Source organism: Dyella sp. 01N36, assembly GCF_056399745.1.
Window position 1 is genome coordinate 1 of sequence record NZ_JBFTRY010000043.1, and the last position, 21,080, is coordinate 21,080.

At 63.1% G+C, this 21,080-nt stretch carries 15 protein-coding genes; 5 read left to right on the plus strand and 10 right to left on the minus strand.

The features are described 5' to 3' along the window. Positions 1 to 95 precede the first annotated feature (95 nt). The 4 genes from eda to zwf all read right to left on the minus strand — a co-directional run bounded on the left by eda (position 96) and on the right by zwf (position 4,971). Entirely contained in the window at positions 96 to 737 is a 642-nt protein-coding gene (gene eda / locus AC1DMG_RS10005) for a bifunctional 4-hydroxy-2-oxoglutarate aldolase/2-dehydro-3-deoxy-phosphogluconate aldolase (RefSeq protein ID WP_441601887.1), read from the minus strand. Positions 738 to 774: 37 nt separating this feature from the next. Further along, on the minus strand, positions 775 to 2,592 hold the full coding sequence (gene edd / locus AC1DMG_RS10010) for a phosphogluconate dehydratase (RefSeq protein ID WP_441601886.1): 1,818 nt from the start codon (positions 2,590 to 2,592) through the stop codon (positions 775 to 777). Between the two features lie 70 nt (positions 2,593 to 2,662). Beyond that, positions 2,663 to 3,376, minus strand: a complete 714-nt coding sequence (gene pgl / locus AC1DMG_RS10015) for a 6-phosphogluconolactonase (protein WP_477178461.1) — start codon at positions 3,374 to 3,376, stop codon at positions 2,663 to 2,665. 134 nt (positions 3,377 to 3,510) lie between these two features. Beyond that, positions 3,511 to 4,971, minus strand: a complete 1,461-nt coding sequence (gene zwf / locus AC1DMG_RS10020; protein WP_441601884.1) for a glucose-6-phosphate dehydrogenase — start codon at positions 4,969 to 4,971, stop codon at positions 3,511 to 3,513. Between the two features lie 221 nt (positions 4,972 to 5,192). On the opposite strand from zwf, the gene AC1DMG_RS10025 reads away from it, so the two are divergent. Next, positions 5,193 to 5,945, plus strand: a complete 753-nt coding sequence (locus AC1DMG_RS10025) for a GntR family transcriptional regulator (RefSeq protein ID WP_121883188.1) — start codon at positions 5,193 to 5,195, stop codon at positions 5,943 to 5,945. Positions 5,946 to 6,127: 182 nt separating this feature from the next. Here AC1DMG_RS10025 and AC1DMG_RS10030 read toward each other — a convergent pair whose 3' ends face one another. Further along, entirely contained in the window at positions 6,128 to 8,227 is a 2,100-nt protein-coding gene (locus AC1DMG_RS10030) for a hypothetical protein (protein ID WP_477180479.1), read from the minus strand. On the opposite strand from AC1DMG_RS10030, the gene AC1DMG_RS10035 reads away from it, so the two are divergent. Further along, positions 8,226 to 8,384, plus strand: coding sequence for a hypothetical protein (locus tag AC1DMG_RS10035; RefSeq protein ID WP_441611153.1), 159 nt, complete (start codon positions 8,226 to 8,228; stop codon positions 8,382 to 8,384). The genes AC1DMG_RS10030 and AC1DMG_RS10035 overlap by 2 nt on opposite strands. Positions 8,385 to 8,452: 68 nt before the next feature. Next, complete coding sequence (locus AC1DMG_RS10040; RefSeq protein ID WP_441601882.1) at positions 8,453 to 9,226, plus strand: class I SAM-dependent methyltransferase; 774 nt, start codon at positions 8,453 to 8,455, stop codon at positions 9,224 to 9,226. A gap of 25 nt (positions 9,227 to 9,251) precedes the next feature. Here the strand turns inward: AC1DMG_RS10040 and AC1DMG_RS10045 are convergent, their stop codons facing one another. The 5 genes from AC1DMG_RS10045 to AC1DMG_RS10065 are packed head-to-tail and all read right to left on the minus strand — an operon-like array spanning position 9,252 to position 14,312. Beyond that, complete coding sequence (locus tag AC1DMG_RS10045; RefSeq protein ID WP_441601881.1) at positions 9,252 to 9,632, minus strand: GtrA family protein; 381 nt, start codon at positions 9,630 to 9,632, stop codon at positions 9,252 to 9,254. A gap of 16 nt (positions 9,633 to 9,648) precedes the next feature. Then, positions 9,649 to 10,713, minus strand: coding sequence for a class I SAM-dependent methyltransferase (locus AC1DMG_RS10050; protein WP_477179652.1), 1,065 nt, complete (start codon positions 10,711 to 10,713; stop codon positions 9,649 to 9,651). Then, positions 10,637 to 12,616 carry an NAD-dependent epimerase/dehydratase family protein gene (locus AC1DMG_RS10055; protein ID WP_477180480.1) on the minus strand — a complete coding sequence of 660 codons (1,980 nt, stop codon included), beginning with the start codon at positions 12,614 to 12,616 and terminating at the stop codon, positions 10,637 to 10,639. Before AC1DMG_RS10055 ends, AC1DMG_RS10050 begins: the two co-directional genes overlap by 77 nt. Continuing rightward, complete coding sequence (locus AC1DMG_RS10060) at positions 12,613 to 13,530, minus strand: transketolase family protein (protein ID WP_477180481.1); 918 nt, start codon at positions 13,528 to 13,530, stop codon at positions 12,613 to 12,615. Before AC1DMG_RS10060 ends, AC1DMG_RS10055 begins: the two co-directional genes overlap by 4 nt. Continuing rightward, a complete protein-coding gene (locus AC1DMG_RS10065; RefSeq protein WP_441601877.1) occupies positions 13,527 to 14,312 on the minus strand; it encodes a transketolase in 786 nt (261 codons plus the stop codon). Before AC1DMG_RS10065 ends, AC1DMG_RS10060 begins: the two co-directional genes overlap by 4 nt. 510 nt (positions 14,313 to 14,822) lie before the next feature. Between AC1DMG_RS10065 and AC1DMG_RS10070 the strand changes: the two genes are divergently transcribed. Both AC1DMG_RS10070 and AC1DMG_RS10075 read left to right on the plus strand, forming a co-directional pair. Continuing rightward, positions 14,823 to 17,978, plus strand: a complete 3,156-nt coding sequence (locus AC1DMG_RS10070; RefSeq protein ID WP_477178460.1) for an efflux RND transporter permease subunit — start codon at positions 14,823 to 14,825, stop codon at positions 17,976 to 17,978. 931 nt (positions 17,979 to 18,909) lie between these two features. Beyond that, positions 18,910 to 21,080 (plus strand): efflux RND transporter permease subunit (locus AC1DMG_RS10075; protein WP_477180482.1); only part of this gene is annotated, 2,171 nt, incomplete at its 3' end.

Here is a 21,080-nt window from a genome sequence, read left to right on the forward strand (position 1 = left end):
ACCCTGCGCATCGAGACTCCCCCCCGGAGATCGGTGAAGGGCCCACTTTGACATGATGGGGCAGGAGCCGCCAACGGCTCCTGCCTCGCGATGGTTCAGCGCAGGGCAGCGGCTTCGCGGGCCAGTGCTTCGATGCCGGCCCAGTCGCCGCCGTGCAGCTTGTCGGCAGGTGTAAGCCATGAACCGCCCACGCAGACCACGTTCGGCAAGGACAGGAAGTCCGGCGCACTGCTCAGGCTGATGCCGCCCGTGGGACAGAACTTCACCTGCGGCAGCGGGCTCGCCCAGGCGGCCAGCAGTTTATGGCCGCCGGCCGGCACGGCCGGGAACAGTTTCAGAAAGCGATAGCCGCGCTCGAGCAGGGTCATCACTTCGCTCGCCGTGGCAGCGCCTGGCAGCAGCGGCAACTCGCTGTCGTCCGCCGCGTCCAGCAGACCCGGTGATACGCCCGGCGACACCGCAAAGGTCGCGCCGGCCTTGTGCGCCGCACGCAGATCCTTGGCGCTGAGCACCGTACCCACGCCGACGACGGCGCCTTCCACTTCGTTGGCGATCGCCTTGATCGCGTCGAGCGCCGCAGGCGTGCGCAGCGTGACTTCAATCGCCGGAATACCGCCCGCCACCAAGGCGCGGGCCATGGGCACGGCATGACGCGCGTCTTCGATGATCACCACGGGTACCACTGGCGCGAGACGCAGCGTGGATTCGACCTGCTTTTGCTTGTTTTCGATGCTCATGGCGTTCCGTGAATGCAAGAAAGAAGATGACCGCGGATCAGAACACGCCCGCGCCGAGGTCGGCCGTGGTGGCGTTGCGGCGGAACATGCCGAACAGTTCGCGACCCAGGCCGAACTGATGCGCCGACAGGTCGGCCGTGGCCGGCACGCGTGCAGCGAACTCGGCCGCATCCACCAGCACATCCAGCAAGCCATGCACGGCATCAAGGCGCACGATGTCGCCGTCGCGGATGCGCGCGATGGCGCCCTGGTCCTGCGCTTCGGGCGTCACGTGGATGGCCGCCGGCACGCGGCCGGAGGCGCCCGACATGCGGCCGTCGGTCAGCAGGGCTAGGCGATGGCCGCGATCCTGCAGTACCGACAACGTGGGCGTGAGTTTGTGCAGCTCCGGCATGCCGTTCGCCTGCGGTCCCTGGAAGCGCACCACGGCGACAAAGTCGCGATTGAGGTCGCCGCGCTCGAAGGCCTTGCGCACGTCGTCCTGGTCGTGGAACACGATGGCCGGCGCTTCGATGACGAGGCGATCATCCGGCACCGAAGACACCTTGATCACCGCGCGACCAAGATTGCCGGTCAGCATGCGCAGGCCGCCGTCGGCGCGGAACGGCTCGTCCGCGCCACGCAGCACGCCGCGATTGCCGCTTTCCTTGGACACCGGCGTCCACGCCAGCGCGCCGTGCTCGTCAACATGCGGCACCTGGGTATAGCCGTCCATACCGGTGCCGAACACCGTGCGCACGTCGGCATGCATCAAGCCGTGGCTCAGCAGCTGGTCGATCAGGAAGGCCATGCCGCCGGCTTCGTGGAACTGGTTCACATCGGCGTAGCCGTTCGGATAGACGCGCGCCAGCAGCGGGATCACCGAGGACAGCGCGTCGAAATCATCCCAGCGCAGTTCGATGCCTGCAGCACGAGCGATGGCCACCAGGTGCAGCAGGTGATTGGTCGAGCCACCGGTGGCATGCAGGCCGATCACGCCGTTGATGATGGCGCGCTCGTCGATGATGTGACCCAGCGGCAGATACGACGAACCCGGCGCGCTCAACTCGGCCACGCGATGCACGGCTTCGCGGGTGAGCGCGTCGCGCAGCGGCGTATCCGGGGCGACGAAGCTGGAGCCGGGCAAATGCAGGCCCATGATCTCCATCAGCATCTGGTTGGAGTTGGCGGTGCCGTAGAAGGTGCAGGTGCCGGCCGCGTGATACGAGGCGGCTTCGGCTTCCAGCAGCTCGGCCTTGGTGGCCTTGCCCTCGGCATAGGCCTGGCGCACCTTGGATTTCTGCTCGTTGCTGATGCCGCTCGGCATCGGCCCGCTCGGCACGAAGATGCCGGGCAGGTGGCCAAAGCTCAGCGCACCGATCAGCAGGCCGGGCACGATCTTGTCGCAGATGCCCAGGTACATCGCGCCGTCGAACATGTCGTGGGAGAGCGAGATGGCCGTGGCCATGGCGATCAGGTCGCGCGAAAACAGCGACATCTCCATGCCCGCGCGGCCCTGCGTGATGCCATCGCACATCGCCGGCACGCCGCCGGCCATCTGGGCGGTGATGCCCGCTTCGCGCGCCACGTTGCGGATCAGCTCCGGATAGCGCTCATACGGCTGATGCGCCGAGAGCATGTCGTTATACGAATTGACGATGGCCAGATTGGGCGTGTGGCCTTCGCGCAGGCGTTCCTTGTCGGTGGTGCCGCAGGCGGCGAAACCGTGGGCCAGGTTGCCGCACGACAGCCGCTCGCGATGCACGCCGTTGCCGCGCGCCGCATCGATGCGACGCAGGTACTCGGCGCGCGACTCGCGGCTGCGCTCGCGCAAGCGTTCGGTGACTTCGACAAGAACGGGGTGCAGCACACTCATTTCGAACTCCGGTAGCAGCAGGCGACGCGCTGATCAGCGCATCGATTCGTCGGGCAACGCCGTGGATGCCTCAGGGGCACCAATAAACGGCGACCGGCACACGTTGCTGGGTCAGCACCGAGCGCACGGGGAAATTCGCGGCCTCGCCAAGGCCAAGTCGCGCGTCAGCCAGCAGCTGGCGCTTGGTGTCGCCTTCGATATGCAGGTACAACGCGCGCGTATCGAGCAGGGCGGACAGCGTGAAGGTAATGCGTGGTTCGCCGGCGCCCGCTGCGCGCATCGGCAGCACGCGTGTGGCGTTGTTCAGATCCAGCGCTTCGGGGAGGCGGTCGCCGCCCGGAAAGAACGAGGCCGTGTGGCCGTCATTGCCCATGCCCAGGATCACCGCATCGAAGGGCAGCTCCAGCGAGGCCATGCGTGCGCGCACCGCGGCAAGGCCCGCTTCGGGCGTTGGTGCATCGGTGTACAGCGGCACGAACTGCGCACTGCTGGCCGCGTGCTGCAGCAGCATGCCCTTCACCATCGCCGCGTTGGAGCGCTCGTTGCTCTCAGGCACCCAGCGCTCGTCGACGAGGGTCACGCTGACCTTCGACCAATCCAGCGTCTGGCGCGAAAGCTTCTCGAAGAAATGTCTGGGCGTGGTGCCGCCGGAGACCGCGAGCAGCGCGTGTCCGCGTTCGGCGATACCGTCGCGCAGGCGATCGGCGATGCGTTCGGCCAGCGCGGTAGCCAGTGCGTGGCAGTCGGTGAAACTATGGGTGGTGACGTCGAGAGTGTCAGGCATGATCGATGAAGGATGCGAGCTGCGCGGGAGCACACGCGCGGCGAAAAGAAGAGGCGGACGGCAAGTCTAAAAACCGCTCCGCGATGCACAGGTGAAGTGCCCGTGCATCGCGCGCGTTCAAGCGAAACGCCGACTTATTCACCGTCCTCGTACCAGGTACGGCCATCGCGCTCGATCAGCGCTACGGCCGCGCTCGGGCCCCAGGTGCCCGACGTGTAGGGGCGCGGCGCCTCGCCGCTGTCCGCCCACGCGGCGAGAATGGGATCGGCCCAGCGCCATGCCGCTTCCACCTCGTCGCGTCGCATGAACAGCGTGGGATTGCCGCGCACCACGTCGAGCAGCAGGCGCTCGTAGGCATCGGGCTGCTGCACGCCGAACGCTTCGGCAAAGCTCATGTCCATCGGCACGTGACGCAGGCGCAGGCCGCCCGGTCCCGGATGCTTGATGGTGAGCCACAGCTTGATGTCTTCGTCCGGCTGCAGCCGCAACACCAGGCGGTTCTGCACCAGCGGACCGGCGGACGGATCGAAGATCGAATGCGGCACGGCCTTGAAGACCACCGTGATCTCGGAGACGCGCTCCGGCAGGCGCTTGCCCGTGCGCAGGTAGAACGGCACGCCGGCCCAGCGCCAGTTGGCGATCTCGGCCTTCACCGCGACAAAGGTCTCGGTGTTGGACTTGTGGTCCTTCAATTCGTCCAGATAGCCCGGCACCGCCTGGCCTTCGGCCGAACCTGCGCGGTACTGGCCGCGCACGGTGAGCTGGGCCGCATTGCCTTCGTTGATCGGCTTGAGCGAACGCAGCACCTTGAGCTTTTCGTCGCGCACCGCGTCGGGCGCCAGCGAGGAGGGCGGCTCCATCGCCAGCATGCACAGCAGCTGCAGGATATGGTTCTGCACCATGTCGCGCAGCGCGCCGGCATGGTCGTAGTAGCCCGCGCGCTGGCCGACGCCGAGGGTTTCAGCCACGGTGATCTGCACATGGTCGATGTGCTCGGCATTCCACAGCGGCTCGAACAGCGCGTTGCCGAAGCGCAACGCCAGCAGGTTCTGCACCGTTTCCTTGCCGAGGTAGTGATCGATGCGGAAGGTCTGCGATTCGTCGAAGAAGCGGCCGACGTCGTCATTGATCTGGTTGGCGCTCTTCAAGTCGTGGCCGATGGGCTTTTCCAGCACCACGCGCGACTTGCCCTTGTTGAGGTCGTACTTGCCCAGCCGGTTGCAGATATCGACGAACAGGTCCGGCGAGGTGGACAGGTAGAACACGCGGATGCGCTCGGCGTCCTTGCCCATCAGCTTGGCGAAATCGTCCCAGCCATCGTCCTTGCGGGCATCGAGCGAGCGATAGCCAACCAGCTTGAGGAAGTCTTCGACCTTGCCGCTGCCGTTGTTCTTCAGCACGGCGCGCAGATTGTCGCGATAACCCTCGTCGTCCAGCCCTTCGCGGGCGATGCCGATGATGCGGCTGTCGTCGGGAATCTGACCGTCCACGTAGCGGTGGTAGAGCGCTGGCAGGAGCTTGCGCAGGGCAAGGTCGCCGGTGCCGCCGAAAATCACCAGGTCAAAAGTCTCGACCGGCTGGGGAGAAGCAGTCACTTCAGTCACCTCAAGGCGATGCGGGGAGCGGGAGCGTGGCATGCATACCACGTCGATTGCCCGCTGATCGTACCAGTGACATACCAGACAACACCAGTTCCCCTGAGACACCTCGGGAAGCTGCGCTGGGCAAGGATTCGCCAGCGAAATTGGTACCACCCGCAAGGCCGCGAAAAAACAACTGATTGCCAGATTGGTATGGTCATTGGTATCGTTCCGGTATGGAAACCGCCCTCGTCAACGAATACCGCCGGCTCAGCCGCGACCCCGCCACCAGCCAGCCGCTGGCGTATCTGCGTCTGCGCCGGGCCATTCGCAACGTGGTCGAGCACCGCGATATCGAACCCGGCCAGGCGCTGCCGAGCGAGCGCGATCTCTCCCGCCTGCTGCAGCTGTCGCGCGTGACCGTGCGCAAGGCGATCTCCGGCCTGGTCGAAGAAGGCCTGCTCAACCAGCGCCACGGCGCGGGCACCTTCGTGGCCGAGCGCATCATCAAGCCAATGTCGCGGCTCACCAGCTTCACCGAAGACTTGCGTGCGCGTGGTCTCAATCCGCGCTCGGAATTTTCCGAACGCATCATTGGCGAAGTGACGCCTGAAGAATCGATGGCGCTCAATCTGTCGCCGGGCGTGCTGGTGGCCCGCCTGCATCGCGTGCGCTACGCCAAGGAAGAGCCGCTGGCGATCGAGCGCAGCGTGGTGCCGGCCAGCATTCTGCCGGACCCGACCATCGTGCAGGACTCGCTGTACGAGATCCTCGAAACGCTGGGCGCCCGGCCGCGTCGTGCGCTGCAACGCCTGCGCGCCGTGTCGCTCGGCGCGCAGCAGGCCCGCCTGCTGCATGTACCGGCAGGCAGCGCCGGCCTCAACATTGAACGCCGCAGCTTTCTCGATGACGGCCGCGTGGTGGAATTCACCACCTCGTGGTATCGCGGCGACATCTACGACTTCGTGGCGGAATTGCAGACGGATTGACGGGGCCGATCGACGACTGCTGTGCCAGCCATTCGGGCCAGCCGTCCAATGAGCGCGTGGCGCGAGCACTCAACGAACGCCACCGCTATCTCATCGCCTGTCGAAAGCAGGCGTGGGGCGCTCGATAAGAAGACTCTGCGGGTGGTCGCCGTGCAAGCCATCCCATGCGACGGCCATGATGATTATCGACTGTCCTGGGTAGCTCGAACCGCCGGCCGCTCGCAGCGACTTTGCGCTTTCGTACCCGCGTCGTAGACACCAAAGTCTCCGGCCTTGAGGACGGCTTGCGCTCTGCCGATATCCCACCTGGGCAGGCCTGGTTGGTTTTCGACGTACCAGCGGACACCGATGGATCGTAGTTGTCCACAAGCTTCAGCCCACGAGCCGGCCGCCTCGACCTGGCCCATGTCTGCACTTCGCTGGGCTGCTATCGCGGCATAGTTGCCGCCTTGCTTTTCAAGCAGCTCCACGCGACCGATGTAAGCGGCGATATCGGAAACGCTGACCAGCTCGGTCTGCCGGCTCATGACGTAGCCTCGCATGGCCTGGCCACCCATGATCAATAGATCACCGGGTTCGGCATGGCCGTGCAGATACGCGCCGGCTCGCGCGAGACCTGGTTCGTTGGGCGACTGGTAGAACTTGCTGGCCCAGGGTATGTATCGCCCGTCAGGGCGCCCCGGCTCGGCCTCGCGCCCTAGCACCATCACCAGTGCGATGACGATGGCGAACACGGCGAGTGCGATGCGCTCGACGCCTACATGAGTCCAACGAACGTAGGTGACCAGCTGCAACGCGCGCGCGACACTCCATCCGCCGACGGCGGCGTACAGAAGCAGGAAGTGTCGATGCTTCAATTCAGATGCGTCCGTGTTGAGCCACGTGGGCGCCAGCAGGATCAATAGCGCGTAGGAGCCACATAGCGCCCACGGAAACCAGTCGAATATCTCCCACCTGTGGGCGCGGGTCCATAGCACCGAGACGACCGGCAGCATGACGCTGAATCCAGCCAGGCCCAGCATCAGAGCGAGCACGACCACGAGCACCAACTGCAATGCCGTGGGCATCCACGATTCCTGTTGGTGATAGAAATCCAGGAATCGCGGGGGGCCGAATCCAAGCGCTTCTTTGACGTAGCGCAGGGAATGCAAGAGTTCACGCAAGTCCGCTCGCCAGGCCAGAAGTGCGACGGCGCCGAAAAACAGCAGCCCGAAACACCCCAACACCACCGGCCAATCCCTGCCACTTGGCGATCGTCGTATGGCCAGCAACCACATGCCGGCCATCGCAGGCGCAAGGAGCACAAACATGTGAAGCCGGATCATCGACACCGACGCCAACAGGAAGAGCGCAAGCACGTGCGGCGCCCAGCGCCGCGTGTTGACGCCCTCACGCAGGCACAAGGCCGACAACATGCCTGCGCCGATGGCATATCCCGATCCCGGCGCGGCATAAAGCAGCCAATGGAATCCATAGAATCCGTTGTGCATCCAGTAGCGCGATGGATCGGGGAGACATGCGATACAGAGCAAGGCGATCAACGCAATGGCCCGCCCGGATAATTGGGCGACCAGCGCATAGAGGCCCAGGCCACCCACCAGCAAGCTGAGTGGCTGCATGGTTGCCWGCGCCAACCCCAGTCCGGGCAGCCCCGAAGAAGGCTGCAGGCCCGCGGCCAGCATGTATGAGCCGTAGTGGTAAGGCGGCCTGTGTACGTTGGCCAGCAAGATGTTGCCCTGCCCGATCGCCAGCGGATCGCCGAAGGAGGCGATCGTGGTGCCATGGACGAAATAGTCGCTCCAAGCCGGCATCGAGGCGTCCTGGAGCGCGGCTGGCAGGAATGCCGCCATATCCTTGCCGAAGTATGCAATCAACAGGGACAAGCCTGCCGTCGCGCCCACATCGATCCAGGCCACCGATGCCGGTTCGAAACGACGCAGCCGAGGAAACGCCAGCCAGATGGCCACCAGGCATGCGGCCCATATCAGGAACGCCTGCTGGGCCACGACATTGAACAACTCGGCGATTGCCAGCATGGCCAACATCGCCGCTGACGCGCCCACAACGAATGCCGCGGGGATCGCGGCAACGGCTGTTACACCAGCCAGGCCAAGCAACCACAGGCCGGACGCCGTCACCACGGCGATCCCGAACAGCGGCGCGGCCATCTGGTAGATGCCGGGATGCGTGCCGGCAAGCACCAGCAAGACGTCCACCAGCAGCGTGACGGTGAGGACGAAGACAAATCCAGATTGCCAGCCTGACGAACGAGAGCGATTCATGGACAAACGTAAGCTTCCCAATGGTGGCAACCGGCGCGTGCAGGCGTTGAACGATTCCGACGTGCCGCAACTCATTTTAAGGCAGTCCAGCCTATATTCTGAGTATGGCGCGGCGGAAAAGAAGGTCGGGGCTGTTGCGGCCCAGCTGTTTGGTTGACTATACGAGCCCGCAAGCAGACACCGACGGGTGCCCTGCCACTCGATCAGAACCTATGCAGTTCGCACTTGGAACACGCATCCATGCAGGTGGAAAAATTCAAACCGATCGCGGTGGCCCCACCGTCTGCCCGCCCATGGCTTTTCAGGCTGAGGTGTATCGTCGACCTTCAGCTAGGCACGATCGTCGCCCATCTGCGCCCATTGATGAGCCATTTGCACGGCCGCGTACTGGATGTGGGGGCCGGGGAATCACCGTGGAAGGAGTGGCTGCCGACAAGCGCCACCTATCAGGGCATCGATATTGGCAACGCATCGGAGTTCGGCATGCACCCGAACCGCCAAGACATCGTCTACTACGATGGCGGAGTGATGCCCTTTGACGACGCCACGTACGACAGCGCCCTGTGCATCGAGGTACTGGAACACACGGATGATCCGGACCTGTGTCTGGCCGAGATCGCACGCGTGCTTCGTGACAACGGCTCGCTGCTGTTGAGCGTTCCGTGGTCCGCAAGGCGGCACCATATTCCCCATGATCATCACCGCTTTACCCGAGAGCGCCTGGGCATCTTGCTGGAGCGACATGGCTTTGAAGCGATTTCCATCGACGAGCGCGGCAACGACATTGGCGCCATCGCGAGCAAGCTGATTGTTCTCACCCTGCGCCTTGTCCCTAGGCGACTTGCATGGGATGCGCTTTGGACGACACCGCTCGCGCTGTTGTGCGCACCGCTGTCGGCGATCTTCCTCGTGGCAGCGCACGTTTCCGACGCGCTAGGCCTGGGCTCGAAAGAAGACCCGTTGGGTTACTTTGCACAGGCGCGCCGCGCGCCGCGCTGACGCCCTCAAACATCGCGGGGCAACGCTAGGCCGTCATGCCTGGCTTGTTTCTAAACACCAGCCTGGACAACAGCAGATAGGACAGCGCCGCCATGAAGGGCGCCAGGCAGGCCTGGCTCAAGATGAGGTTCTTGATGAAGTGGTTCACCCAACCTATGAGCTCGAGATTGGTGTAATAGGTGAACACGTAAACCGCTACAAAGCCTGGCAGCCTCGCGGTCGACAGGTCGAGAAAGACAAAGCGACCCGTCGTGAAAAAATTGAACAGCACGCCCGCGACGTTGCCGCCCAGCAACGCCAGCCACGCCGGACTATGCAAGAGCACGAATGCCGTATACACGGCGAATCCGAACAAAGTGTTCAAGCCGCCAACCAGCAGGAATTTGCCGAAACGCTTCCACTCCATCACACCGGTGTCCACCCTATCGTGCCGCCGGCTTGAAGCCGACGGCTGCAGTATTGCCGACATTGAGTGAAAGCTTGGCGTTGCTCAGTCCCAGTCCCGACAGTGTCGATTGGCAGGCGCCCTTGAGGCCGGACGGCAGGGGCAAGAGGCGGCTCCAATAGCGCAGGGAATAGCGATTGGCGAATGGCTTGGCTTGCACGTCCACGAAACCGGAATGCTCCAGCAATGCCTTTATTCCTGCTCGCGAGAACAGTTGCATGTGTTCGATGTCGACGATGGGCGAACGACGACCCAGCAGGCGATTGACCGGGCTTCGGAAGTCGTGGGTCACCGTGAGAAATGCACCGCCGGGTCTCAATAGCCTCAGCACCGATTCGCTGATGTCGCCCGGCTCGCGCACGTGCTCAAGCGTCATGAAGCAACAGACCAGATCGAACGATTCCGGCGCGTAGTCCTGCTCGGCGAAGATGCCCTCGCGCAGCCATGGTTTCCTATGCTCGGGTGCAGCCGCCATTGCCGCGGTCGATGGCTCAATCCCTATGACGCGTTGAAAGCCCAAGTGGGACAAGGCTTCCAGAAATACGCCCGTGCCCGTACCAATCTCCAGCGCATCGCCCTTCCCAATGCTTTCCAACACGCCGGCGAAGGCACTGATATAGCTCTTGGAGGCGTCGTTGGCTTCCTCGCTACTGTCGTAGTCCGCAGCATGGTAGGCCTCTGCGAGGGCTCCCTGCGAGGGCGGCCTGTCCACATAGGCGACGTCGCACTGAGGGCAGCGAAGCATCTGGTGGCACAAATACTCCGGCGCCTTGCGCGACGCGAAGCTGTACGCATTGAGCCGGGAGGCGTCCAGTCGCTCCTCCAGGAAGACCTGCGGTCTCTCGGGAAACTCGCGGCAAACGGGGCACGGACGGCTCTGGCGGTCGTCGAGCCGCGTGTCATTCTGGAGAGGGGAGTTCTGTTGCATGGTCATGCACCTTTTTCGGACAACGGCGGGCGCGCCGTCAGTCCTCGCGTCCGCGTTGCTGTGCGGGACCACTGGCTTGATCGGTAACCACACCATGGCGAATAAGCGCGGCACGGATCAACCGTGGCCGGCCCTTGACCTCGATCATGATCTTGCCAATGTATTCGCCGACCAATCCGAGGCCGAACAGATTCAAAGAGCCGAACATGAGCACGCTGATAAGCAGTGTGGTAATGCCTCGCGGCGCAATGTCCGGCCATATGATGCGCAAGACCGCCACCGTAAGGGCCGCGAGGATCGAGAGCGCCAGCAGAACTAGGCCCGTCGTCGTCAGCAGTGTCAATGGCACATTGCTGAATGAGAAGATGCCCTTTTTCGCCCAGTCTATGTTTTTGGACAACGTGTTGGTGGTGCGCCCAAACATGCGCTCGGGTCTCACGTAGTCGACGCCCGTCTGCCTGAAGCCGACATAGGCACGCAGACCGCGCATGAACAGGTCGCGCTCCGTGCATGCCAACAGCCATTTGACGACCTTGCGATCGATCAGGGAGAAATCGCCTGCATCCAGCGGGATCTTGACGTAACTGAAGGCGGCGAAGACGCGATAGAAGGCCTTGTAGAGCACTCCCCAACGCCATGGCATTTCGCGCTGAACGCGACGCCCATAGACAACGTCGTAGCCCTTTTCCCATTCGGCGTAGAACGACTCGATGAGTTCGGGCGGGTCTTGCAGGTCGCCGTCCAGTAGCACGACGGCATCCTTTGAGGCGAGTTCCATGCCACTGCGAAATGCCATCTGCGAACCGAAGTTGCGCGAATGGGTGATGCCGATAACGTGCGGGTCTGTTTCTGAAAGTACCCGGATCTGCTCAGCACTGGCGTCCGGACTGCCATCGTTGACGAAGATAATCTCGTAGTCGATGCCCAGCTTGACGAAGGTGTCGGTCAAACGGCGATGCATGAAGGGGATGGCAGGTTCGTCCTTGTAGCAGGCGATGATGGCCGAGACCGAGCGGCGTCTGCCTTGGGTGGCCTGCTTGGATCGTGCCTGCAGCTCCTCGTCGGTTAGGCTGCGAACCCAACGAGCGGTATCGACCAGGCCATCTTCGAGCGATGTTTCCGCGCGCCAGCCTATCAACTGTTCGGCCTTTGCGGGGTTTGAATACCAGTCGGAGAGGTCCCACGTGCGGCCTTCCATGGTTCCAAACGACGGCAATGCCTCGATCGAGAAGAGCTTGCGCGTGGTCTGGGCAAGGCCCTCGATGGTGACTTTCTTCCCAGTGCCGATATTCAAACTCTCACCGTACAGCGACGGGTTCATCTTCGCGGCGGCGAGCACAAAAGCGGCACAGACGTCGTTCACGTGAACGAAATCGCGCGATGTACGAGCGTCGACGAAGGGAGGCAACTCCCCCGAGATCGCCTTGCGCAGGAGGTTGGGAATGAGCCGAGAGCTGTCTTCAAGCGGCCCGTAAACAGAATACAGACGTAGGTTCACGCACGGGAATGCCTGCATTTTTCCCATGTATTTCAGGTATTCGGATACGGCCGCCTTGGACACGGCGTAATGGCTGTTCGGCGAGCGAGGTCCATCCTCTTCCGGCGCAGCGCTATGCGTACCGTATTCGGACGACGTGCCTGCGTGCACAAACGCGGCGATGGACCGGGTCGACAGCAACTCCACCAGCAAAGCGATGGAATTGAAATTCGTCTGATAAATGAGTTGCTGATTCTGTTCGAAAGAATAGGCGCCGTATGCGACGYAGTCGAAAACCGTGCGTGGCGTCGTGCGATCGATCAAATGTCGAACCGCTGCAGGATCCACCAGATTGGCGGCAACGATATTGCCGTCGGGCACGTTCTCCAGGCGCCAGTTCTTCTCGCGCTGCACGACGGCGTAGACGTCCGATCGCACGGCTCGGATAGCATGGAAAAGATTCGCGCCGACGAATCCGGTTGCCCCTGTGACAATGATGGGGCCAGCGAGTGCGCGGATATGCTGGGTCAGGTCGGTCATGAGCGCTGCTGGAAGGTGTCGATGGCGTTGATGAGGCTCTGGGGATCCAGCCCGGATTGCTTGCGCAAGTAAGCCTGGGAGCCGTAGCGGGGGTAGTGGTGTGCACGTGCGCATAGATGCCGTATGCGAGCGTTGGTGCCTTCGCGGAGCAGATGCAGTGCAAACTCTGCCGCGAAACTTCCGCGCTCCACGTGCTCTTCGGCAATGCAGACCGCGCGATGCCCGTCAATCTGCTTCATCAGGACAGAAGGCGGCAGATTCAGCGACAGCGGCAGCTCGGACAATGCCCAGAGATTTGGGCGTAGTGGCTCGGCCATCTGTTCGAGCGCCTCGATATAGGTACCGGCGAGCGGACCGACGGCGATGATGGGAATGCCGCCACCCTTAGTCAGCTGTCGCCAAGGCGCATAGGCGGGTACTTCGAAACCGCTCGGTGGTTCGCCGCGCCCAAGCCTGATGTACGTGGCCAGGCGACTTTGGCCAGCGCGTTCGATCACCTCGCCGACATCCTGATCGAAAACAGGAATGAGGGCCTGGATGTTGGGGAGGGTCAAGAGCACGCCATAATCCTCGATGGCATGGTGTGTGGGACCCATGACGCCGTAACCGTACCCGCCACCGTTGCCGATCAGGCGCACTGGCAGGCCATGGAAAGCGATGTCATTGCGGATTTGCTCGAACGGTCGTGCATAGCAGAACGGTGCAATGCTGTAGACCCAGGCATCGAGTCCCTGCCGCGCGAGCGCGGCGGACACCGAGATCATATTTTGCTCGGCCACGCCCGCGTTGATGAAGCGTCGCCCCAATGCCTGCTGCAAGGGCTCCAGCGCCATGAATCCCAGGTCTCCGGTCAGGAAAACCATGTCGGGCCGTTCGGCGCGTCTGACGAGGGCATCGCATAGTTGCTTTCTCATCGCTGCGTCAGATCCTCAAGAGCCTGGCGGTAAGTCTCTTCATTGAGCGGGAGGTAATGCCACTCCATGCGGTTCTCCATGAAGGACACGCCTTTTCCCTTGGTGGTCTCAAGCACAATGACTTTTGGCTTCGTAACCGATACATCCAGAGCACGGCGAATCGCCTCCAGATCGTGGCCATCAATGATCTGGAGGGCCACGTCAAAGCCAGCGAGTCGTTCCCACAGGGGCGCCATCGAAGCAACTTCGATCGTCGAGCCGAAACCCTGCAGCCGATTGTGATCAACGATGATCGTCAGGTTCGCTAGCGCGTGATGGCAGGCGAAGATGAGCGCCTCCCAGGTCGATCCCTCCTGCCACTCGCCGTCGGAGGTGAGGCAGAACACATGGCCACTTTCCCCTTTCAGCGACAGGGCAAGCGCCGTGCCGGCAGCGAGGGAGAGGCCATGGCCAAGGCTGCCGGTGGCAAACAGCACGCCATCCATACCACTGGCCGGCGGGTGTCCTGCCAGCAGCGTTCCGTCTTTGTGGAAGGTCTCGAGGGTCTCGTCGTCTAGCCGGTTYGCGCTCCATAGAGCGACATACAGGGCTCCGGCAGAATGCCCCTTGGACAGGACGAAGTGATCACGCCTGTCGATCCGTTCGTTGAACAGCAAGGCCAGCACGTCGATGGCCGAGAGGTTGCCGCCGATGTGCCCGACGCCACTCTCGTAGTGCATACGAATCAATCGTTTACGAACGTCAGCTAGCCGTTTTGCATCGAGCGTGGTGTGCATGTTCATGGAGAGTTCTCTTCCCGGCGGCTGACCTGCCGAGTTGCAGCTGGCTGCCCGGTGCTCGGCGTCGATGGTATCGGCCGAACTCGCCACGGCCGTCGAAAAGGCGGCAGTGTAATGGAAGGGTCCTCCCTTCCTGCTATCAACGTGAACGATCAGGTCTGATTTCAGATGTTAACTTTTTGTCTCGACAACGTCATTCAACGGCATGAAGACGGTCGCAAGCATCGCCTCGACGCGCACGTGATCGCGACCATGCGACAAGCCATCGTTGCAGGAGAGGGCGCATGGCGGTCGGGGAAACTCGACGTGCCGACAGATGCTGCACCTTGTTGGCTACTCCACTCGTGCCTCTGGGGAGAGAAGAGTGACTCCCGGCCTATCCTCAGACCCACTTACGGCACATTCCATGGGTTCGCTTTAGGGGCATAAAGGTACCGGGGGCAGCTGCCGCATACCTGCGCTCCTTATCCCTGGGCGCGGAGGTGGCGCGCCGATGTTGGCGGACCGCACACCGTGAATCTGTTCGCACCATTCATTCGTCGCCCGATCGGCACTTCGGTGCTGGCGTTCGGCCTCGCGCTGGCCGGCTTCTGGGCGTATCTGCTGCTGGGCGTCGCAGCGCTGCCGTCACTCGAATTTCCGGGCATGGTGGTTTACACCGAATTGCCGGGCGCCAACGCGCAAACCATGGCATCGACGGTGGCTGCACCGCTGGAGCGACATCTGGGGCGCATTCCCGGCATCAAGGAGATGCATTCAGAGAGCAACGATGGCTCGACCTCGGTGCGCATCATCTTCAATTTCGGCAACAACACCGACAAGCTTGCGCGCGACGTGCAGGCGGCCATCAACGCGGCGCAGGCGGACCTGCCGGCCAATATCCCGATACCGCCGCGCTACTACAAGTTCAATACCGCCAACATCCCGGTGTTGCTGCTGTCGCTGACCTCCAATTCGTTGCCGCCGGACAGGCTTTACGACCTGGCCGACACGCTGATCAATCCGGCGCTCTCGCAGATTCCCGGCGTGGCGCAGGTGCGTGTTATCGGCGGTCGACCGAAGGCGGTACGCGTGGAACTGGACACTGGCGCGCTGGCAGCGAAGGGCCTGACCGCCAACGATGTGGCGAACGCGTTGCGCGCTGCGAATGTCACTTCACCCGAAGGCGCACTCACCGACGGCCACACGCAGATGACGGTTGCCGCCACGGATGCACTGAGCTCGCCGCAGGAATTCGGCAAGCTGCTGATCGCCATCCAGAAGGGTTCGCAGGTACGCCTGTCTGACGTGGCCAAGGTGAGCACCGGCCAGCAGGATGAGTACCAGGCGGCATGGTTCAACAACCATCGCGCCGTCGCCGTGCGCATCAGCAAACGCCCGGAAGCCAATGCCGTCGCCACGGCGGATGCAGTGCGGGCGAAACTGCCGCAGATGCGCGCGTGGCTGCCGGCCGACCTGAAGATCACACCCATCTTCGACCTGACCCAGACCACCAAGTCAGCGCTGCACGAAGTGGAAGTGGCGCTGATGATCAGCGTCTTGCTGGTGGCGCTGGTGATGCTGGTGTTCCTGCGCCGGGTGGGGCCAACCCTGATCGCCATGCTGAGCGTACCGCTGTCGCTGGCGGGCGCGTTCACCGTGATGTGGATACTGGGCTTCACCCTCAATACCTTGTCGCTGGTCGCGCTGGTGCTGTGCATCGGCTTCGTGGTCGACGACGCCATCGTGGTGATCGAAAACATCGTGCGCCACATGGAACACGGCTCACCACCCTTGCAGGCCTCGCTGGATGGCGTGAAGGAAATCGGCTTCACCGTGGTCTCGATCACGCTGTCGCTGATCGCCGTCTTCGCGCCGCTGCTGTTCGGCAACAACCAGTTCACCATGCTGCTGCGCGAGTTTTCAGTCACCTTGACGGCCGCCGTGGTGATCTCTGCCGTCATCTCGCTCACGCTGACGCCTGCGCTGTGCGGCCGCTATCTCACGCTGGAAAACGCGGGCGGGCGCGTGCCCAATCGCATGGAGCGCGCGCTGGAACGGTTCGACCGCTGGCTGCATCACATCTACCAGACGGCGCTCGACTGGGCCATGCGGCACCGGCGCCTGATGCGCTGGCAGCCGCTCATCCTGCTCACGCTCACCGTGGGCATGGCGATGGCGGTGGTCAAACTCTACGGTTTCGATTTCATGCCGCAGGAAGACATCGGCATGATCCAGGGCGATGTGAAGGCGGACATCAATATCTCGCCCACGCTGATGGCCGAGCGCGCGAAGAAGGCGGCCGCCATCATGCTGGCCGACCCGGCGGTGCTGGACGTCACCACCTTCCTTGGCAGCGACAACGCCGGCGGTGCGGTGGGCAACCAGGCGACCATGTTCGTCGACCTCAAGCCGCGCGGCCATGGTGTCGGCATGCGCAACGAGTCGATCAAGGACACCATCGCGCGCCTCAACAAGAGTTACGAGAAGCTGCCCGACCTCCATGTGGCGCTCAATTCGATCGGTTTCTTCAACGACAACAACAATGCCAATCGCGGCAGCGAAAGCTTCCAGCTGATCAGCAGCGACAATGTGGACCTGCAGCCGTGGGCTTATAAAGTCACCCAGCAGATGCGCAGGCACAAGGAATTCCGCGACGTCAGCAGCGATTACGACGATGTTGACAAGCAGCAGATGCTCACCGTCGACCGCCTCACCGCGGGACGCCTGCAGCTGAGCATGGGCAATATCGATTCGGCACTGTACAACGCGTTCGGCCAGCGCCAGGTGTCGATCATCTACTCCAACATCAACCAGTACTGGGTGGTGCTGACCTCGTCCGCCGAACGCTCGCTCAGTCCCGACACGTTGCTCAATACCTATGTGCGCAGCGACAGCGGCAACATGGTGCCGCTGTCGGCCGTGGCGCATATCGAACAGGCGGTGCAGCCGTCGCTGGTCATCCACACCAACCAGCTCGAGGCGACGCAGATCTACTACAACCTCGAGCAGGGCCTGCCACGCGACAAGGCGACCGCGCTGATCGAGCAGATAGTGTCCGACGCGCGCCTGCCGCCTGGCATACAACTGGGCTACTCCGGCGACGCGCAGAATCTGCAGGAAACCAAGTCGAATGCAAACGTGCTGCTGCTCGGCTCGATCCTGGCGATGTATATCGTGCTGGGCATTTTGTACGAGAGCCTCGGCCACCCGCTGACCATTCTTTCCACCCTGCCGGCGGCGGGCGCGGGAGCCTTTCTCGCGCTGCTGGTCACCGGCACGTCGATGTCGCTGATGGCGATCATTGCGATCCTGATGCTGATCGGCATCGTGAAGAAGAACGCGATCCTGATGGTCGACTTCGCCTTGGTGGCGCAACGCGAGCACGGCATGTCACCACCGGATGCGATTCGCGAAGCGGCGCTGGTGCGCTTTCGTCCCATCACCATGACCACCCTGGTGGCGATGGGCGCGGCCCTGCCGCTTGCGGTCGGCTTTGGTATCGGCTCGGAACTGAGGCAACCGCTGGGTGTGGCGATCGTGGGTGGATTGCTGGTATCGCAGCTGCTGACCTTGCTGAGCACACCGGCGATTTACCTGTGGAACTACGACCGGAAGCTGCACAAGGAAGCCCGGCGGGCGAAGCGGGCGGCCAAGCGGAGGCTGAAGGTGCAGACGGCGGCGGGCTGAGGGGTAGGGTAGTTTCGCTGGGATCGTCGCGACCGCTCTTTTGTAGGAGCGCACTGTGCGCGGCCAGCCGACGGAGCGGTGCACCAACACGCCGCGGTCGCGCACAAGTGCGCTCCTACAAGGAAGACGCAGGCCTGTGCGGGGCGGATCAATCTTGCCGGTCGGCGCTTCTGTGGGAGCGCACCCTGTGCGCGACAAACCTACGGAGCGGTACACCGCAGCGTGGCTGTCGCGCACAGGGTGCGCTCCCACAGGCAAGCGCCAGGCCCAGGATCACGTGCCATGCTCGGGCAAGGCCAAAGCGCAGCGAGGCCCCGCCTTAAGTCCTCAGCGATTCGGGCGCGTTGCGCAGCGCTTGGAAGTATCCGCTGTGTACCCTCGGAGGTTGTCCCATCAGACGCGCCTCGAGCGTTCGGGCTTATCCCAACACGATGCTGCGGGCGTTTTAGGCCATTTTCTTTGGGTTACTTTTCTTTTGGGCCAGCAAAAGAAAAGTGACTCGAGCGGCGGCAGCCGTTCGAAACGCCCGCCGCGTAGGCGGCACCCTGGCCTCAAGGCAACAACCAAAGACTGAAGAAGCAGGATGACCAGCCTTCGCTGTTGAAAAGCGCCTCCGGCGTACGGCGGAATGACGAGCAAAAGGGCTAACGGCGGCAAGACAACGAGCAAAAGCAAAAGCCCTGTCCGCACCACGACGACAAGCCCAAAGTCCACCTCCCCCACCAAACCCACCTCCAAAAACCCCGTCACCACTAACCCTCCCCACCCGTGCCTTCCGGCACGGACCGACTTCAGGCACATTCGCCCATGCCGCCAATGCAGGCATAAATGGCACTATGTGCGGGCTCTTTGCCTTGCTTACGTGAACGTACGCCCTCGCTGATGGTCTGCCTGGGTAACGGCGCGCGCCATAACCGGTATGGAAACCTGAGTGAATATCTTCGCCCCCCTCATCCGTCGCCCCGTGGGCACGTCGCTGCTGGCGCTTGGCCTGCTGCTTGCGGGTGCGTTCGCATATCGCCTGCTCGGCGTGGCTGCACTGCCGTCGCTGGAATTTCCCGGCGTGTATATCGTCGCCTCGATGCCGGGGGCGAGCGCGCAGACCATGGCGTCCACCGTGCTCGCGCCGCTGGAGCGCCATATCGGGCGTATCCCGGGCATCGACGACATGTACGGCAATGCATCGGAGGGTTCGGCGTCGATCCAGGTGCGCTTCACCTTTGATCGCACCGCCGACAAGGCGGCGCGCGACGTGCAGGCAGCGATCAATGCGGCCCAGGCCGATCTGCCGGCGCTGCCCAGCCCGCCGCAGTATTTCAAGTTCGACACCTCGCAGATTCCCATCCTGCTGGTCTCGCTGACCTCGACGGGGCTGCCGCAGGACAAGCTGTACGACCTCACCGATACGTTGCTGAAGCCGGCGGTGGCGCAGATTCCTGGCGTCGCGCAGGTGCAGGTATTCGGCGGCACACCGCACGCGGTGCGCGTGGAGTTGGATATCAACGCGCTGGCCGCGAAGAATCTCACCGCCAATGACGTGCGCAATGCGCTGATCGCGGCAAACGTGACGTCGCCGCAAGGCATCCTCACCGATGGCCGCACCCAGATGACGGTGACGGCCAACGATGGCCTGAGCGAGGCGTCCGATTTCGCCAACGTGCTGATCGCGTCGAGGAACGGTTCGCCTGTGCGCCTTTCCGACGTGGCCAAGGTGACCAGCGGCCAGCAGGATATCTATCAGGGCGCCTGGTTCAACGCCCAGTCGACCGTGGCGATGCAGATCAGCAAACGCCCCGAAGCGAACGCGGTGGAAACGGTGGACGAGATCCGCCGACGCCTGCCGGAGTTCCGCCAGTGGATGCCGGCGGATGTGCAGATCACCCCGATCTTCGACCTCACCACGACCACCAAGTCGGCCTTGCACGAAGTCCAGGTCGCGCTGCTGATCAGTATCGTGATGGTGGTGCTGGTGATGCTGGTGTTCCTGCGGCGCATGCGGCCCACGCTGATCGCCTCGCTGAGCGTGCCGCTCTCGCTGGCCGGCGCCTTCGTGGTGATGCTGGCGCTGGGCTATACGCTCAATACCCTGTCGCTGGTGGCGCTGGTGCTGTGCATCGGCTTCGTGGTCGACGACGCCATCGTGGTGATCGAGAACATCGTGCGCCACATGGAGAAGGGCGAAGCGCCGTTGCAGGCCGCCTTGATCGGCGTGCGCGAAATCGGCTTCACGGTGGTATCGATCACGCTGTCGCTGGTGGCGGTGTTTGCACCGCTGTTGTTCGGCAACAACATGCTGATCATGCTGCTGCGCGAGTTCTCGGTGACGCTGACGGCGGCAGTGGTGATCTCCGCCCTGGTCTCGCTGACGCTGACCCCGGCGCTGTGCGGCAAGCTGCTCAAACATGAAGAGCCCGGCGAGCGCACGCCCGGCCGCATGGAGCGGGCGCTGGAGCGCTTCGACAAGGGCCTCCACCGCGTGTACGAGCGCTCGCTGGACTGGGCCATGCATCATCGCCGCGTGATGCGCTGGCAGCCGCTGGTGCTGTTGATCGCCACCTTCGTGCTCGGCTGGGCCGTGGTGGCCACCGCGGGCGGCAACTTCATGCCCGAGGAAGACATCGGCATGCTGCAGGGCGATATCCGCGCCGACGCCAATATCTCGCCCACGCTGATGGCCACGCAGGCGCAGAAGGCCGCCGACATCATGAAGGCCGACCCAGCGGTGCTCGATGTGCTCACCACGCTGGGTGGCAACGATGGCAACGGCGCCGTGGGCAACGCGGGTACCATGTTCGTCGACCTGAAGACCAAGGGCAGCGGCCCGAACGATCGCCACGACAGCGCCAAGGTGGTGATGGAGCGTCTGTCCAAGCAGTACGACGCGTTGCCTGGCATACGCGTCTCGCTGAGCCTGGTGCAGTTCCTCGGCGGCGGCGGCAGTGGCGACAAGGGCGGCGCCTACGAATTTCAGCTGATCGGCAGCAATGGCGAAGACTTGCAGCCGTGGACGCTGAAAATGGTCCAGCAGATGCGCAAGACCAAGGAATTCCGCGACGTCGGCAGCAACTTCGACCTGGTCGGCAAGCAGCAGCAGCTGAAGGT

Excerpts from the sequence above, each read along its gene's own strand:
- edd (WP_441601886.1), bottom strand. The coding sequence starts at position 2,592 with ATGAGTGTGCTGCACCCCGTTCTTGTCGAAGTCACCGAACGCTTGCGC.
- eda (WP_441601887.1), bottom strand. The coding sequence starts at position 737 with ATGAGCATCGAAAACAAGCAAAAGCAGGTCGAATCCACGCTGCGTCTC.
- AC1DMG_RS10060 (WP_477180481.1), bottom strand. The coding sequence starts at position 13,530 with ATGAGAAAGCAACTATGCGATGCCCTCGTCAGACGCGCCGAACGGCCC.
- AC1DMG_RS10045 (WP_441601881.1), bottom strand. The coding sequence starts at position 9,632 with ATGGAGTGGAAGCGTTTCGGCAAATTCCTGCTGGTTGGCGGCTTGAAC.
- pgl (WP_477178461.1), bottom strand. The coding sequence starts at position 3,376 with ATGCCTGACACTCTCGACGTCACCACCCATAGTTTCACCGACTGCCAC.
- AC1DMG_RS10035 (WP_441611153.1), top strand. The coding sequence starts at position 8,226 with ATGGACAAACGTAAGCTTCCCAATGGTGGCAACCGGCGCGTGCAGGCG.
- AC1DMG_RS10025 (WP_121883188.1), top strand. The coding sequence starts at position 5,193 with ATGGAAACCGCCCTCGTCAACGAATACCGCCGGCTCAGCCGCGACCCC.